This window comes from Larkinella sp. (assembly GCF_965227735.1).
Lineage (GTDB): Bacteria > Bacteroidota > Bacteroidia > Cytophagales > Spirosomataceae > Larkinella.
Genome location: NZ_OZ245776.1, coordinates 4,577,558 through 4,591,728 on the forward strand (window position 1 = coordinate 4,577,558; position 14,171 = coordinate 4,591,728).

The window sequence follows — 14,171 nt, forward strand, 5'->3', positions numbered from 1 at the left end:
AAAAAATGAAACCTACTGAAATTTTATTTTACGCCTTAACCGCCATCACCCTCCTGAGCGCATCGTTCGTGGTGACGGCCCGAAACCCCATTCACAGCGTTCTGGCACTGATTCTGACGTTCTTCTGTCTGTCGGGACATTACATCCTGCTGAACGCCCAGTTTCTGGCGGCCGTCAACATCATCGTCTATGCCGGTGCCATCATGGTCTTGTTTCTGTTCGTGATCATGTTTCTGAACATGAAAACGGAGGACGAAGAAGCCAAAACCACCATCACCAAACTGGCGGCCGTGGTCGTCGGTGGCGTATTACTCGTCGTAATGGTGGCGGTGTTTCGGGCGGCTTCGATGGCTACCTACAACCCATCGACCTACAGTGCGAAAGTGGGGCTGGTCGAGAACCTGGGCCTTGTGTTATACCGCGACTATTTGCTGCCGTTCGAACTGGCGTCGGTACTGCTGCTGGTCGCCATGGTGGGGGCCGTAATGCTGGGAAAACGTGAACCGGGCGACCGGCACTTCTAGACCGGGATTCGTGTGAAAAGATTGGACAGGTTGTACTGGAAGCAGTACAACCTGTTTTTTTTGGATCTACCGCACTGTTTTCAGTTTCTCAGGCGGGTCTGATCAACAACCTGAACGATGGCATGTCATGGGGCGTTTTTCCACTGCTTTGTGCGGCTGCCGGGATCATGGTCTGGATAACCATGAAAGAAACCCTGCTACAAAACCCTTCCGCATCTGCGAAATCGGGCAGCGAAACAACGCAGATCCCGCAATAAGACGGCAGGAAACAGATTACCGCGATGAGATGATTTTCCGAATCCCGAGGTAACCGCCCGCCGAGTCGTAGAGCAGTCCGCCGTAATCGTTTGCAAAAGACGCGTTGATCTGAAAGTCGCCCAAACCACCCAGACTGACCGGAGCCATCAGGCTGAACAGCGTTGACCACTGCCGGGGATTGTTGGTATAGGGTTCATTGTAGGTTCCGATGTTGCTGCTATACGACAATTTGCCCAGCCACTCGACCCGGCCAATGGTGCCGGACAGGCCAAAATGTAGCAAGCTCACCCGGTTGTTGCCAATGGCGCCGTTGGGTAGCCCCGCCCGAACATCGCGGCCCGGGGTCATAAACGGTGAGCCAATGGTGCGGTTTCCATACAGCCAGCCATCGACATACTGGGAGTGGTTGAAGTAATTATCGCGTCCCCGTTTGGCGGGATTGTTGATCAGAAACGTGGCACCCCCCTGATGCTTGGTATACAGAAACTCGAACAAGGCTTCATGGATCGAAACAAACGCTTTTTCGGGTCGGGTATTCCTCAGCCGGATTCCATTCAAACCGTCGCGGATGTTGGTCAGATAAAACAGGGAGCCGTCGTCGTAGATGCTCTGGCGGTACATGAAAAGATTCAACGAGCCCAGATCGGCTTCCAGCGCCACATCAACCGTACCCAGGTGATTGCCGACCCGGTTTTCTTCGAAACTGGGTAGGGTCGTATCGATTTTGTTCGGATTGCGGTGGGAGGTAACCACAAACCAGTAGTTTTTCAAACTGCGGGGCAGATACCCGTTGTTCGTAAAATCCGGTGAGATCTGATCCGAATAGCCCGCCCACTGCACCTGGTGGTTGATTCCGGCGTATAGTTTCAGTTTGGAGCCCGGTCTTCCCATGCGCCCATACAGCACCTTCTGATGCAGGTATGTGTTGCGGACAATCCGGTTGTTGTCGAACCAGCCGTGGTTGTAGAAAGCATAAATGGCGAGAAAATTTTTGGTCAGCGGAACGGGAACAAACCCCTGGGTTCCGATCTGAATCACCGGAATGGGCAGCGCATTGCCCGACCAGGCAAACGAGCCGGAGGTCAGCGTCGTATCCATCAGACCGATAACGTTCCGACGGCGACCGGCGTAGAACTCGATGCGCCCGTAACGCGCTTTTACGTAGGCTTCCGGGAGCAGGATTTTTGTGTTACCGGCTACATTGGCAACCAGATCGACGCCATAACCCCAGTCGACTTTTTTCTGGCGAATGATGCCGCTGTCGATGACCGGTTTTCCATAATCAGACGAAATGCCGAGCCGAAAGGTGGCCGCGGGTGTGGTCGTGGGAACGATACCGAATTGGTTGGCCCGCAACCAGAACGGCGTGCGGTCGCCCGAAGAGAGATAAGCGCCTGCCTGCAGATCATACCGCGTGGTCTTCGGGAAGTAAGCCCGCTGACCCCAAACCGGGTATAAGCAGCAGCAGGACAGGAGAAACACCAGCCCGGCTTTTACGTTCATAGATATAATAAGTGACCTCTACACGTTTACTTTCCTCTACCCTGCACCATGACGCGGACGGTTTGGACAATGAGCCACACGTCGGTCGAGAGAGAAACATTTTGCAGATATTCAAGGTCGTACCACAGCCGCTGCACCATCTGCTCAACATTTTCGGCATAGCCGAATTTGATTTGTCCGATGGAGGTAATACCGGGTTTGACCATCAGCAAATACTTGTATTCCGGCGATTTCTCGACGATTTGATTAATGAAATACTGCCGCTCCGGCCGAGGCCCCACCACCGACATATCCCCCTTCAGCACATTGTAAAACTGGGGAAATTCGTCGAGACGCGTTTTTCGCATAAATTGCCCCCAGGGGGTAATGCGGTCGTCGTTGTCGCCCGACGAAAGAGCGGGTCCGCCCCGTTCGGCGTCGGGATACATGCTGCGAAATTTGTAAATCCGGAACGGTTTTCCCCACTTCCCAATCCGCTCCTGCGAATAAAAAGCGGGGCCTTTCGAACTGAGTTTGGTAATGAGTGCAATAATAAGAAAAAATGGCGCACCAGCCGCGAGCACACTCGCCGAGAAAGCGATATCGAAAGCCCGTTTGAATACGTTTACCTGCAAATCGTCCAGATAATGGGTCGACAGGCTAATCACCGGCTGCACGTCGTGGTATTCAACCGTCACGCCTTTCGTGAGAAACCCTTTGAAGTCGACAATCAGCTTCACCTGGTAGCTGGCTTCCTCCGAAAAATTCATGACGTCACGCAACTGTTCTGTCTCGATGTAGGGCAAGCAGCAATAAACGCAGTCGATTTCGTTGCGGGTAATGAATTCTTTCAGATAACTGTAATCTCCCCGCAGGGCGGTGGCATTTTCGGCATTCATTTTATCGAAATACCCGTAAAATTTGAACCCAATTTCCGGATACATCTGGTAGAACGTCTGAATGCTCCGGGAAAGCGGCCCGTAGCCAACCACCACAAACCGCCGGGTGTTGTAGCCCATCGCGCGGTAGACTTTCAGCAGAATAAGCACCACCGAGCGCCAGAGCGAACCGGCACAAAGAAACAGGACATACGTCAGGGCAAGCTGCTCGCGGGAATAATCAAAGCCACCCTTCGTAAACACCCAAAAAACCGACACCAGGGCGATGTGAAGCCCAACCAGCTTGGCAAGACCCACCAGCAGATTCTGGATCGTAAACGTTAACCGGGAAAAGTTATAGGGCTTATTCAGTAGTAAAATCAAAAACCAGGCGGCATTCATAAACCAGAACAGCGTCACGTAGGGAGCATCGAAGAGAGCCGCTGTTGAACCAAATTTAAGCCGGTAAGCAAGGGCAAAACAGATATCCAGAGAGATGATATCCATCGTTGCACTAAAGGGACGCAGTAAAAAAGAAAACCGGTGTTTCATAAGCAATTCGTTTGGAACAGCCGCTGCACATGCAGATTACTATACTGCCAGACCGCTCCCTCGCTTGAATTCGTGACAAATGAAAGACACTTAGTATAAACAGAGCGTATAAACCCTAACTGTTTATTAACTCCAAGTTCATGTTATTTGTACGATTTTCGGCAAAAATTTATTGAAAAATGCGCTATTATTTATCCTAAGGACCCGTTATTTTATTTATTCTTGCGATTATTCTATTTAATAATCAGATCGTTACAGGTTACTGATTCGCCGAAAACCATTCGGTCGTTTTGCGGGCCACATAACGATCAAATTCCTGACGAAAGGTTTCCCGGCTAAACCGTTGCGCGTGCCGGTGAATGGCAACCGGGTCGAACAGGTCGGCGCTTCGTTCAAACCGCTGCACGCATTCGGCGAGTGAATCGACCTGTTGCCGGTCGAAAAACAGGCCGGTTTTCTGATCCACCACCGACTCCAGAACCCCGCCTTTCCCGTAGGCCAGCACCGGCGTTCCGCAGGCCTGCGCTTCTACGGGCGTGATCCCGAAATCTTCTTCGGCAGCAAACAGAAATGCTTTCGCTTTCTGCATATACGAAATCAGCACAGCGTCGGATTGGTAGCCAACCAACTCAATGTTGGGCGTTGCCAGCCGTTTAATTTTTTCAAAGTCCGGGCCATCGCCCACCACCACCAGGCGTTTGTCGGGCATGGTCGCAAATGCTTCTACAATCAAATTTATTTTTTTGTAGGGAACCATCCGCGAAGCCGTCAGGTAGTAGTTTTCTTTCTGCGCACAGAGCGCAAATTTCCTGGTATCGACGGGCGGATAGATCACATCCGCATCGCGACCGTACACTTTCCGGATTCGGCGGGCAATATAGCGGGAGTTGGCGACAAAATAATCAACCCTTTGGGCCGATTGATAATCCCACAGCCGGATGTAGTGCAAAATCAGTTTGGCGACGGCTCCGCTCACCCCGGTTTTAAGGCCGCTTTCGCTTAGGTATTGGTGATACAAATCCCAGGCATACCGCATGGGCGAGTGGCAATAGCAAATGTGGAGCTGGTTGGGGCCGGTCAACACGCCCTTCGCCACGGCATGGCTGCTCGACACCACCACGTCGTAGGCGCTCAGATCGAACTGCTCGACGGCCATCGGCATGAAGGGCAGGTAGGTCCGGTATTTTTTTTTCGCCCACGGCAGTTTCTGGATAAAACTCGTCGTAGCGGTTTTATTCAAAATCAGGGGCCGTTGCGAGTCGGGCAGAAAGTCGACCAGCGTGAACAGATCGCTGTGCGGATAAAGCTGCAGGATTTGTTCGACCACGCTTTCGGAACCGGCAAACGTAACCAGCCATTCATGAACCAGGGCGACTTTTTTGTCAAGCATGATTTTTTTTGTGATAAAAGAAATGAGACAAGAGATGAAAGACTTCTGGAAATGAATCTCTTGTCTTTTCTCTAACCTCTCTTGTCTACTTCCGCAATAATTCCGGCCAGTTTCTCCGCGGATTGTTGCCAACTGAACCGTTCGACCCGCGCGCGCCCTTTCTCCACCAGCGTTTTGCGGAGCGATTCATCACGGTACAGCTTCGTTAGCCCGTCGCGGATGCTGCCAATGTCGTAGGGGTCGACGTAGACGCTGGCGTCGCCACACACTTCGGGCAGGCTCGTGGTGTCGGACACCAGCGTGGGACAGCCACACGACATGGCTTCGAGTGGCGGTATGCCAAAGCCTTCAAAAAAGGACGGGTAGGCAAAAAACAGCGCGTTCTGATACAGATTGACCAGTTGCGCATCGCTGAGGTAACCCGTAAAAATAATGGACGGGTCGTTCTGAATCATTTCTTTCAACCCGTTGTCGGCGAATACCTTGTGGGCCGCTCCGACAATCACCAGCTTCGTGTCCGACAAATTCGCTTCCTGAAACGCCTGAATCAGCCCTTTGAAGTTCTTGCGCGGATCGAGCGACGAAACCGCCAGAATGTATTTTCCGTAGGGATTTTCGCCTTTCACCGCAGGCGGATAGAGGAAAATATCCGAAATGCTGGGGTAAATAATGTCCAGCGACGAACGCGGAACCTGATAAAATTGATTCAGATCATTCAGAGAATATTCGCTGATCGTCAAAACTTTGTGGGCCGACTTGACAATGCGGGGAACGGTAAAATTATAGAGTAGCGAGAATTTTTTCGAAAACCATTCCGGGTGACGGTGAAAGGATAAATCCAGAACCGTGACAATCTTGTTGTCGTAAACGATGGGGGCAGTATTGCAGAGGTTCAGCAAGAGCGGACTACCCTGACTCTTGAGGTAGAGCGGCATTTCGATCTGCTCCCAGAGATACCCTTTGCTGCGGCCATACACCGTAGCGCCTAAATCCTTTGCAATGTCTTCCTGAAGTATGTTATAAGGCGTTAAAAACGTAATGTCCGGCAGCAAGTTTTTCAACCGCATTCCGAGTTCAATGCCAACCCGCTGCGTTCCCGTAACGGGTTGCGTGAGAAACCGGGCGTTGACAACAACTGATTTATGGTTCATAGAAGGCGTAAATGATCGGTCGTAAAATTAGATTGGGCTTTCCATACTACTAGTACTAACCACAGAGTTTCTCTTTTTAGTATCGAAATTTCGTTTCAGCATGTATAAACACAACGCAATCACCAGCGGCAAGGCGTTGGACGGAGAGGTAATGCGGTGTTCGGTAAAGCTCATGACCGACAGGTTGAAATACGAAACCAGCAGAAATTTCTGCACGATGCTGTCTGCCCCTTTTTTCAGATACCGATACAGCGCGTGCCAGAACAGCAGGAAGATCGCCAGCCCGACCAGGCCCTGTTCCCCCAGAATGTGCAGATATGAGTGGTGAGCATGCGCATCGTTGAAGACCTTTTTAGGTTGGTCGTTGAGACTGACCACATACGGAAGACCCTTGTAACGCAACGGAACGTCGTTGACCGAGCCAAAACCGGTTCCGATCAGGGGCGAATGCAGAAAACAGTCGACGGCGCGGGGCCAGGTTTCGACGGCGCGGATGGCGATGTTGGCCGATTTGGTGCTGACTTCGCCAAACAGGGGCGAAATGTAGGTGCTGGCCCCCGCTTCGCTCAGGTCGGCGTCGCGGACATACATCGTATAAAGCGGGTAAGTATACGTCAAAACCGCACACTGGACGGCGACAATGGCGAAAAGCGCCAGCCGAATCAGGTAGGCCCGGTTGGTGCGGTCGAAGAAGTAAAAGGCAAAACCGGCAATCAAACCCAGCAGCGAACCGCGGGAGGTCGTGGCGATCAGAAAGACGAAATTGATGAAGATCATCAGCAGCCATTTCCGCTTGCGTTCCTGCAAAAACAGGACGATGTTGAGCGACAGTACGATGCTGATGAAACCGCCTGCGCCGTTGGTGCTTTTGAAAAAACCGTGGAAGTACGTTTCCGGATTGCCCCAGTCGGTAATGGCCGCAAAATTGGTCAGCACCAGATTCAGGCCGAATGCAACGCCATTGACCAGGGTAGCAAAGACCAGAAACCGTTTAAAAAGGGAATCGACGGCGACATTGTACGAAAAAAAGGCGATCAGCAGCAGCGGCAGATACGATATGATGAAGTTGCCATCGTACCGGTAAAAACCGAAAGCGAGCAGAGACGGCGGATAGTAGATCAAAATACCCGCCAGCGAAAACAGAAAGTAGATGTACAGGTAATAAATGAACCGGGGAATCACGAAAACCGAATGCCTGAAAAACAGATAGGGCAAAACCGCCAGCGCCAGAATCGACGGCAACGGGCTGATGAAGATCAGGTTGGTGACGGTTCCGAACAGGCCGATCAGCAGGGCGATATAGAATAACGTCCTGATTTTCATGGGGTTCGGCTGGTGAGCCGTTTGGTGAATACTTTCAGTTTGTCTTTGTAGAGCCAGGTCAGGTATTGACGGCGGCTCAGCAGGCCTTTTTTGTGCCAGAGGTGCAGGTTTTCCCAAACGGCTTCGGCCCGGTGCGACGCCCCGCCCTGCCGGAAGTTACTGAGAACAGCGTTGAGGGGAATAAACGGGCGCTGGTTCGCGGCCAAACGCAGCATCAGTTCATAATCGCTCACATAGCGGTATTGTTCGCTGAACAGCCCGTCGGTTTGGTAAAAGGCCGCCGGTACAAAGCAGGTGGGGTGTTCGATGTTGCCTTTGGGAAGCTGGCTGGCGTGCGTCTGGATCAGAAAGGCTTCCTGCTCGTCGAGGAACGTCCGCTGAATGCCGTGGTAAACGGCGGGGCCGAACTGTTGGTAAGCCTGCACGACCCGTTCGACAGCGTCGGTTTCGTACCAGTCATCGCTGTTGATGATGCCGATCAGTTCGCCGGTGGCCCGCCGGATGCCCTTGTTCATGGCGTTGTAAATACCGCTGTCAGGTTCAGACACAAACTTGATTCGGTCCGGAAAATGCCGGGCATATTGCTCGATGATCGCCACCGTCCGGTCGGTCGATTTTCCGTCGATCAAAATGTATTCAATGGGCGCATAGGTTTGATTGACAACCGATTGAATGGTTTGTTCGATGTGTTTTTGGCTATTGTAACAAACCGTAATGACGGAAACCAATGGCGGCATAGACAGCTCCGGTGAAGGACGTGAAAGAAACACTCCAGAAAAGCGATTTAAAACGGTTCTACCGACTGGGTTCGGGTGTTGAAAACCGGCAACCCGCGAATCACGGCGATGCGATCATCACCCGTCGCATAGGTCAGATTACCGTCCGGGTCACGCCCTTCGCGAAACTTGGAATACACATAACCCTCAGCGGCTGTGAGCGGTTTTAAAGATCCCAGTTGAGTATTTTTTACAAAATAAGCATTCACCCCGGTGCTGTTACACCCCACAAACGAATAGCCCTTCTCGGTGGCCAGATCGCAAAGGGCCGCCAGCGATGCGCCGAAATACAGGTAGCTATAATGAGCCTTACTGCGTACAAAATCCGGCTGGTAAGGAACCGTAATGGGCCTTTCGGGACCGAAAAGGCTATTGTATTCCACCACGACAATGTCCGCATCCACCGCATCGATGGCTTTCCAGACCCAGTAGTCATTGCCGTCGATGTCGATGCTGAGCAAGCCCAAAGGTCCTTTAAACCCCGCGTCGGTTAGCAATGAATTGATATTTTCGGCGGTGATAAAAGCCTGGTTGGCAATGAGATGGTGTTGCCAGAAAAAGGGGTCTGACCGAATGTAGGCAATATTTTGGTCGCTGCCGTCCAATACCAGCCCGCTCCAGTTGTTATTGATCAACAAAAAGCGGGTGTTCGATTCCACGTAGGTCTCCACGCCGAATTCCACGAAGCTGTGGGAACGGATGGTAGCCGCTTTGATCAGGTACTGGATGATGCCATCGTCTCCGTATTGGGAGAATACTTTAAATTCAGCATCCTGAATGGAATTGATTTCCCGGGCCTGCATCGAAAGGAGTTTTCCCATCAGGACGCGGTTTTCGTATACTTCGTGCCGCGTTTCCCGAAGCATCGCCGAAAAAAACTGAAATTTCTTTAGTATTTTCCCAAGGATCATAACAGAGCGTAAGATAGAAGCCGCTAAAAAAGGGAAGGCTCCGCGAACGGTGCCCTTCTTTTCCGGTGTGTAGTTCATTCCGTCGAAGCCGCAAAGATAGGGAATTGCGGTTTGACTACCGGGCGGATCGGTCCGGACTCCTCTTGAAAGGGAAAAATATTATTGTAGAGACTGGTATAAATCAAGTGTTTCCCGAACGGTTCTATCCCACGAGAACTGTTGCAACTGGAGACGTCCCTGCCGGGCGAGTTGAAGCCTTAAAGCCGGATTATTCAGGAAAAGTTCGATGGCGTGGTGGAGGGAATCCCGGTTCTCGGGGTCGAAGTACAGCGCGGCTTCACCCGCCACTTCGGGTAGTGAACTGCGGTTGCTGAGCAGGCAGGGACATCCACAGGCAAACGCTTCCAGCACCGGAATGCCGAATCCTTCGTAGAGTGAAGGAAACACAAAACCCAGGGCCTGGCGGTATAACCGGCGCAGCGAAGCATCATCAATGGGTTGTTGTTCAACGAGATCATGGATGTTCAATTGTTGGATGACGGTTTCTTCTTCGGGAGAAAAAGGGCCGCCACCAGCACAAATGACCCGAATTTGATGGGAAAGCAGCAGGGGCGCAACGGCCTGAATAAAGGGCAGGAAATTCTTATACATACCCCGGTTTCCAACAAAGAGCAGATACGGCACTTTGGACGCGGGTTCTGACTGGGTTTCATCCAGAGAAACCGACGAACCGTGGTGAATGACCCGAACGCGTTCGGGTGGAATGTCATAATATGCCAGCAAGTCGCGTTTGGTATTTTCTGAAATGGCAATAATTGCCGTCGCGTGGTAAATAATTTCCTTCTTCCAAGCCATAACCTGATGATCAGCGGCCAATTCAGGAAAAACTGTGTGATATTTTTCGTGAATAAGGTCATGGACAGTGATGACAACCGGCCGCTTGCGGATGAATTTTAAGAAGTAAGGTTCGTAATAGGTGGCATGAAAAATGTCGTACGACCGGGTTCTCATTTCTACCTGATTGAAGGCTTTGTTAATGTGGTAGAGGTAAGGCTGGGTTCTGGCAAAAGGCTGGCCAGGGAAAAAAGGCAGCGTGGGGAGACTTTTTTCTTTCAAATAAACATTGTTGGAAACCAATAGTGACAAATGAGCCTGATGTTTGTTTCGGAATTGGTTGATGCCGGCAATCAATTCGCAGAAATACCGGGAAATTCCGCCGTAATTTTGCTGGGAAAAGGTTTGATGATCAAAGAAAATCTTCATGCAGGGATGCTTTCAGGGAAGCAGGTGCTTTTTGAAAGTGGTTTTCATGTTCGTTAACCCAGTTCGCTTTTTAATATCCTCCACGCGCTGTTTAATGCGGGTTAGTTTCCGAAAATAGTGATGCAGCGAGTATTCGGTGGCCTGACGATTCTCGATGATAAACCGGGGATGAATGATTTCGTTTAGCGGGTAGACCGGTTTATTCGCAAACGTCTCATTGTTGTCTTTGGTATGCGTGGCCTCACCGCCAAAACCGATGTTGGAAATAAGATTCTGATTGGGGTTGACACACATTCCATTATTAGTCCAGATGGCATAACACCACTGGAAATCCCAGGTGTTGATCAGCCCATTGTAGGTACCATCAAAGGAATCGTTCCAAAATTCCTGAACCTGGGGATCGGTGAAGATATCCGAAATCAGCTTCTGGTTTCTAAATTCCGGATAAGTCGACATTGTCACGTCATACTTTTCCCAGGCCCGGCGCCAGCTTGCCCACCCCCAGACGTGGCAAATTTTGGAATAAAAATAGGAACCGTCGCCATATTGCCGCCCATTTTGCAAATTAATACCCCCAATGTGCATAATAGCGGTATTATTCAGGTGGTACCAGAGATTTTCGCGGCAAAAGGTAAAAAAGGTTGGGTCGGGCAAACAATCATCCTCCAGAATAATGCCCATTTCTACCTGCCGGAAAAACCAGGTGATGGCCGTACTGACGGCATGTTTGCAGCCCAGATTCTGCTCCTGAATCAATTGCTGAACCTGACAGGGCCAGTCGATTTCGTCCAGCAGGGCCTGGCATTGGGCCACTTGTTCCGCATCGGTGGGGTGGTTGGGGCGGGGGCCATCGATCGATACAAACAATTCCCGGGGTTGGACCTGACGAATGCGTTCAAAAACCCGTCGGGCATGATAAGGCCGGTTAAACAAAATAAAGAGAACTGGAATATCAAATTGAAGGGGCGCGTCGAACAGAGAGGCCTGAAGCGTTGTCACTGTATTTTGTTTATTTTGACGATATAAGGTACAAAATAAACGATAAACTGATCAAAAAGGTTATTGAGCGGCAATTTCTGAACAAGCCGTAAATTTCCCAAACCATGATCCGCATTGACCCGGCTCAAAAGTGTAGAATTTCGCGTAAGACAGCAACGGTATTCGGGGCTACAGTTTCAGGCCAAGCCGTCTTTTCAAGCCTTCGGTTTTCAGGCTTACCCAGGTTGGTTTCTTAAAATATTGGTTATTGGAATATTCCGTTGCCGGAAGGTTTTCAATCAGGAAACTGGGATGTCGGATCTCGTTCAGCGGTTCCAGAGGCACGTTTGCCAGTGAGCCACCGTCGTCCAGCGTATGGGTGGCGGCAGTGCCAAACCCGATGTTGGAAACCAGATTCTGGTTGGGCGAAATGCAGAGGCCATTGTTGATCCAGATGGAATAACACCAGGGATAGGCCCAACTGTTGACCTGGCCCGCATATACGCCGTCGAACGCTTCCGTCCAGTACTCCTGAACTTTGGGATCGGAAAAAAGGTCGGCGATGCGGTTTTGCTTTCTAAATCCCGGATAGGTCGACATGCTTCCGTCGTATTTTTCCCAGGCCCTTCGCCAACTCGCCCACCCCCAGACATGGCAAATTTTGGAATAAAAATAGGAGCCATCCCCGTGCCATTGGCCATTCTGGAGGTTGGTTCCCCCAATGTGCAGGATCGAGGCATTGTTGCGGTGGTAATGCAGGTTTTCGCGGCAAAAGGTAAAAAAACTGGGGTCGGGCAGGCAGTCATCTTCCAGGATGATTCCCATTTCAACCTGCTGAAAAAACCAGCTAATCGCGGTGCTAACGGCTTTTTTGCAACCTAAATTCTGATCCTGGATGAGCCGGTGTACTGAGCAGGGCCAGTCAATGTTGTTAACCAAATCCAGGCATTCGGCAACCCGCTCCGCATCGGTGGGGTGGTTGGGGCGGGGGCCGTCGATGGAAATAAACAATTCCCGGGGTTGAACCTGACGAATGCGTTCGAGTACCTGACGGGCCAGGTCAGGTCGATTGAACAGGAGGAACAGGATGGGAACGTCTAACGGCATCTTTTCACTACGTTTAGGGTGGTTACTGGAGGGGTGCGATGCTTCTCCCCGTTAAAAACAACGCCAAGGGTAAAGAATTCGGTATGGAATTGGGGCATTTTTGGCGAAATGAAGTTCAGGGCCATCCATCGAATTCATACTTCAGAAGACAACATCTGGCGTAAAAGCGTTGTCAGGGCTGACTTCAAAACCGCTTTTTGCGTACCGCAGGGGCCTGGAAAAACGGGTAGGATTACCGGGAGCGCCGTAAAAGATCCTTCAGGAAAGTCAGCTTTATCACGTCAATGAGTGCCGCAGACTGAGCGAAAAAAACCGGGCGGGCTTCCTCGATGAAGTAGTTCATGAAGTAGGCCGACATCATCTGGGCGAGCAGGGTGGCAATGGAGGTGCCGATGGCACCATAGTGAGGAATCAGAATCAGATTTAACAGAATATTTACCGTCGCTCCGGCGATGGTTTTCAACAGCAGCAGGCGCTGCCGATCGTGCAGAATGAACCAATAGCTGCTGCCAACGCCAATAAAAACAAATACGGCCGACCAAATGTGAATAACCAGAATGTTGTCTACGCCGGTATACTGCTGCCCATAGAGCAGATTAACGAGAAAAGAAGACGAAAAGGTAATGAAAACCGCGATCAGGATGCTGATGGCAGCCAACAGGCTCAGCAGTTTTCGAAAAGCCCGCTGAAAGGCTTCCTCATTCTGGGTTTTCAGGGCAACAATGGTTGGGTAAAACGAGGAGGTGATGGCCGTAGCGATAAAATACCATACTTCCGACAAACGCAGGGCGGCACTAAACTTGCCTAACTCCAGGTCTGTAGCCAGTTCTTTCAGCATAAACTGGTCGGAGCGCATGTATATAAAAATGAAAAACTCCGAGATCATGAGCGGCCAGGACAACCGGAGCAAGCGGATCGCCAGTGCCCGGTTGAACCGCCATTGCAAAATGTGCTGCCCTTCTTCCCGGTTATAAATGAAAATCAGAATCAGGGCCGAGAGGGTGGCTTCCACGAAAACAACCGAGGAGAACGCTAGTAAACTGAAGTTATTGGCCAGAAAATAAACCCGCAGCAGCGTCGATAGGGCAAAGGCAACGGATTTGGCAACGACCGACAGCCGGGATTTGACGCGCGACTGGAAATGCAGATCGATGACGTCCACGCTCTGGCAGATCAGCACCGAACTGGTGAACAGAACCATGGCCTGCAAAACCGGCTGATCGCTGTAGAGAAGCCGAATGGTAACTGCAATTACAAACAGGGAAACCGCCCCGGCAATGAGCCGGAGAATGAAAGCCGTGCCGAGCAGTTGATTTTCGGCGTACTCACCTTTCCGGACAATTTCCGTAATCAGGATGTTTGCCAAACCCAGCCCCGCCAGCGACATCAGCACCGTTGGAAAAACATTGGCAAAGTTGAGCAGACCAAACTGGGAAGGCCCCAGATACCGCGCCGACCAAACGCCAACCAGCAAAGCGGTAGCCATCCGAAAAATGCGGTCGAAGAAAACCCAGCCGGCATTGGCAAACGCTTTGCGGGCGGTTGCACTCAGCTTTTGGGGGCTTAGTTCAATCATAC

At 51.0% G+C, this 14,171-nt stretch carries 12 protein-coding genes; 1 reads left to right on the forward strand and 11 read right to left on the reverse strand.

What is annotated here, in order from left to right; genetic code table 11:
* The first annotated feature begins 5 nt into the window (after positions 1 to 5).
* Positions 6 to 524 carry an NADH-quinone oxidoreductase subunit J gene (locus ACO064_RS17960; RefSeq protein ID WP_138994943.1) on the forward strand — a complete coding sequence of 173 codons (519 nt, stop codon included), beginning with the start codon at positions 6 to 8 and terminating at the stop codon, positions 522 to 524.
* Between the two features lie 273 nt (positions 525 to 797).
* On the opposite strand, the gene ACO064_RS17965 is transcribed toward ACO064_RS17960, so the two are convergent.
* From ACO064_RS17965 to ACO064_RS18015, 11 genes are all read right to left on the reverse strand, one after another.
* A complete protein-coding gene (locus tag ACO064_RS17965; RefSeq protein ID WP_421828612.1) occupies positions 798 to 2,285 on the reverse strand; it encodes a capsule assembly Wzi family protein in 1,488 nt (495 codons plus the stop codon).
* 26 nt (positions 2,286 to 2,311) lie between these two features.
* Positions 2,312 to 3,649 carry a sugar transferase gene (locus ACO064_RS17970; protein ID WP_421828613.1) on the reverse strand — a complete coding sequence of 446 codons (1,338 nt, stop codon included), beginning with the start codon at positions 3,647 to 3,649 and terminating at the stop codon, positions 2,312 to 2,314.
* 304 nt (positions 3,650 to 3,953) lie between these two features.
* Positions 3,954 to 5,084 carry a glycosyltransferase family 4 protein gene (locus tag ACO064_RS17975; protein WP_421828614.1) on the reverse strand — a complete coding sequence of 377 codons (1,131 nt, stop codon included), beginning with the start codon at positions 5,082 to 5,084 and terminating at the stop codon, positions 3,954 to 3,956.
* A gap of 71 nt (positions 5,085 to 5,155) precedes the next feature.
* A complete protein-coding gene (locus tag ACO064_RS17980; protein WP_421828615.1) occupies positions 5,156 to 6,235 on the reverse strand; it encodes a glycosyltransferase family 4 protein in 1,080 nt (359 codons plus the stop codon).
* A 27-nt stretch (positions 6,236 to 6,262) separates the two neighbouring features.
* Complete coding sequence (locus ACO064_RS17985) at positions 6,263 to 7,558, reverse strand: O-antigen ligase family protein (protein WP_421828616.1); 1,296 nt, start codon at positions 7,556 to 7,558, stop codon at positions 6,263 to 6,265.
* The gene (locus ACO064_RS17990) at positions 7,555 to 8,295 is read right to left on the reverse strand and encodes a glycosyltransferase family 2 protein (protein WP_421828617.1); all 741 of its coding nucleotides are present in this window, start codon (positions 8,293 to 8,295) and stop codon (positions 7,555 to 7,557) included. Before ACO064_RS17990 ends, ACO064_RS17985 begins: the two co-directional genes overlap by 4 nt.
* A gap of 47 nt (positions 8,296 to 8,342) precedes the next feature.
* A complete protein-coding gene (locus ACO064_RS17995; RefSeq protein ID WP_421828618.1) occupies positions 8,343 to 9,155 on the reverse strand; it encodes a hypothetical protein in 813 nt (270 codons plus the stop codon).
* Between the two features lie 249 nt (positions 9,156 to 9,404).
* Positions 9,405 to 10,508, reverse strand: coding sequence for a glycosyltransferase family 4 protein (locus ACO064_RS18000; RefSeq protein WP_421828619.1), 1,104 nt, complete (start codon positions 10,506 to 10,508; stop codon positions 9,405 to 9,407).
* Between the two features lie 12 nt (positions 10,509 to 10,520).
* A complete protein-coding gene (locus ACO064_RS18005) occupies positions 10,521 to 11,507 on the reverse strand; it encodes a nucleotide-diphospho-sugar transferase (RefSeq protein ID WP_421828620.1) in 987 nt (328 codons plus the stop codon).
* A gap of 168 nt (positions 11,508 to 11,675) precedes the next feature.
* Positions 11,676 to 12,593, reverse strand: a complete 918-nt coding sequence (locus tag ACO064_RS18010) for a nucleotide-diphospho-sugar transferase (protein ID WP_421828621.1) — start codon at positions 12,591 to 12,593, stop codon at positions 11,676 to 11,678.
* A gap of 232 nt (positions 12,594 to 12,825) precedes the next feature.
* Positions 12,826 to 14,169 carry a flippase gene (locus tag ACO064_RS18015; RefSeq protein WP_421828622.1) on the reverse strand — a complete coding sequence of 448 codons (1,344 nt, stop codon included), beginning with the start codon at positions 14,167 to 14,169 and terminating at the stop codon, positions 12,826 to 12,828.
* Between the last annotated feature and the right edge of the window lie 2 nt (positions 14,170 to 14,171).

Excerpts from the sequence above, each read along its gene's own strand:
- ACO064_RS17975 (WP_421828614.1), bottom strand. The coding sequence starts at position 5,084 with ATGCTTGACAAAAAAGTCGCCCTGGTTCATGAATGGCTGGTTACGTTT.
- ACO064_RS17985 (WP_421828616.1), bottom strand. The coding sequence starts at position 7,558 with ATGAAAATCAGGACGTTATTCTATATCGCCCTGCTGATCGGCCTGTTC.
- ACO064_RS17965 (WP_421828612.1), bottom strand. The coding sequence starts at position 2,285 with ATGAACGTAAAAGCCGGGCTGGTGTTTCTCCTGTCCTGCTGCTGCTTA.
- ACO064_RS18015 (WP_421828622.1), bottom strand. The coding sequence starts at position 14,169 with ATGATTGAACTAAGCCCCCAAAAGCTGAGTGCAACCGCCCGCAAAGCG.
- ACO064_RS17980 (WP_421828615.1), bottom strand. The coding sequence starts at position 6,235 with ATGAACCATAAATCAGTTGTTGTCAACGCCCGGTTTCTCACGCAACCC.
- ACO064_RS17995 (WP_421828618.1), bottom strand. The coding sequence starts at position 9,155 with ATGGGAAAACTCCTTTCGATGCAGGCCCGGGAAATCAATTCCATTCAG.
- ACO064_RS18010 (WP_421828621.1), bottom strand. The coding sequence starts at position 12,593 with ATGCCGTTAGACGTTCCCATCCTGTTCCTCCTGTTCAATCGACCTGAC.
- ACO064_RS17990 (WP_421828617.1), bottom strand. The coding sequence starts at position 8,295 with ATGCCGCCATTGGTTTCCGTCATTACGGTTTGTTACAATAGCCAAAAA.
- ACO064_RS17970 (WP_421828613.1), bottom strand. The coding sequence starts at position 3,649 with ATGGATATCATCTCTCTGGATATCTGTTTTGCCCTTGCTTACCGGCTT.
- ACO064_RS17960 (WP_138994943.1), top strand. The coding sequence starts at position 6 with ATGAAACCTACTGAAATTTTATTTTACGCCTTAACCGCCATCACCCTC.
- ACO064_RS18000 (WP_421828619.1), bottom strand. The coding sequence starts at position 10,508 with ATGAAGATTTTCTTTGATCATCAAACCTTTTCCCAGCAAAATTACGGC.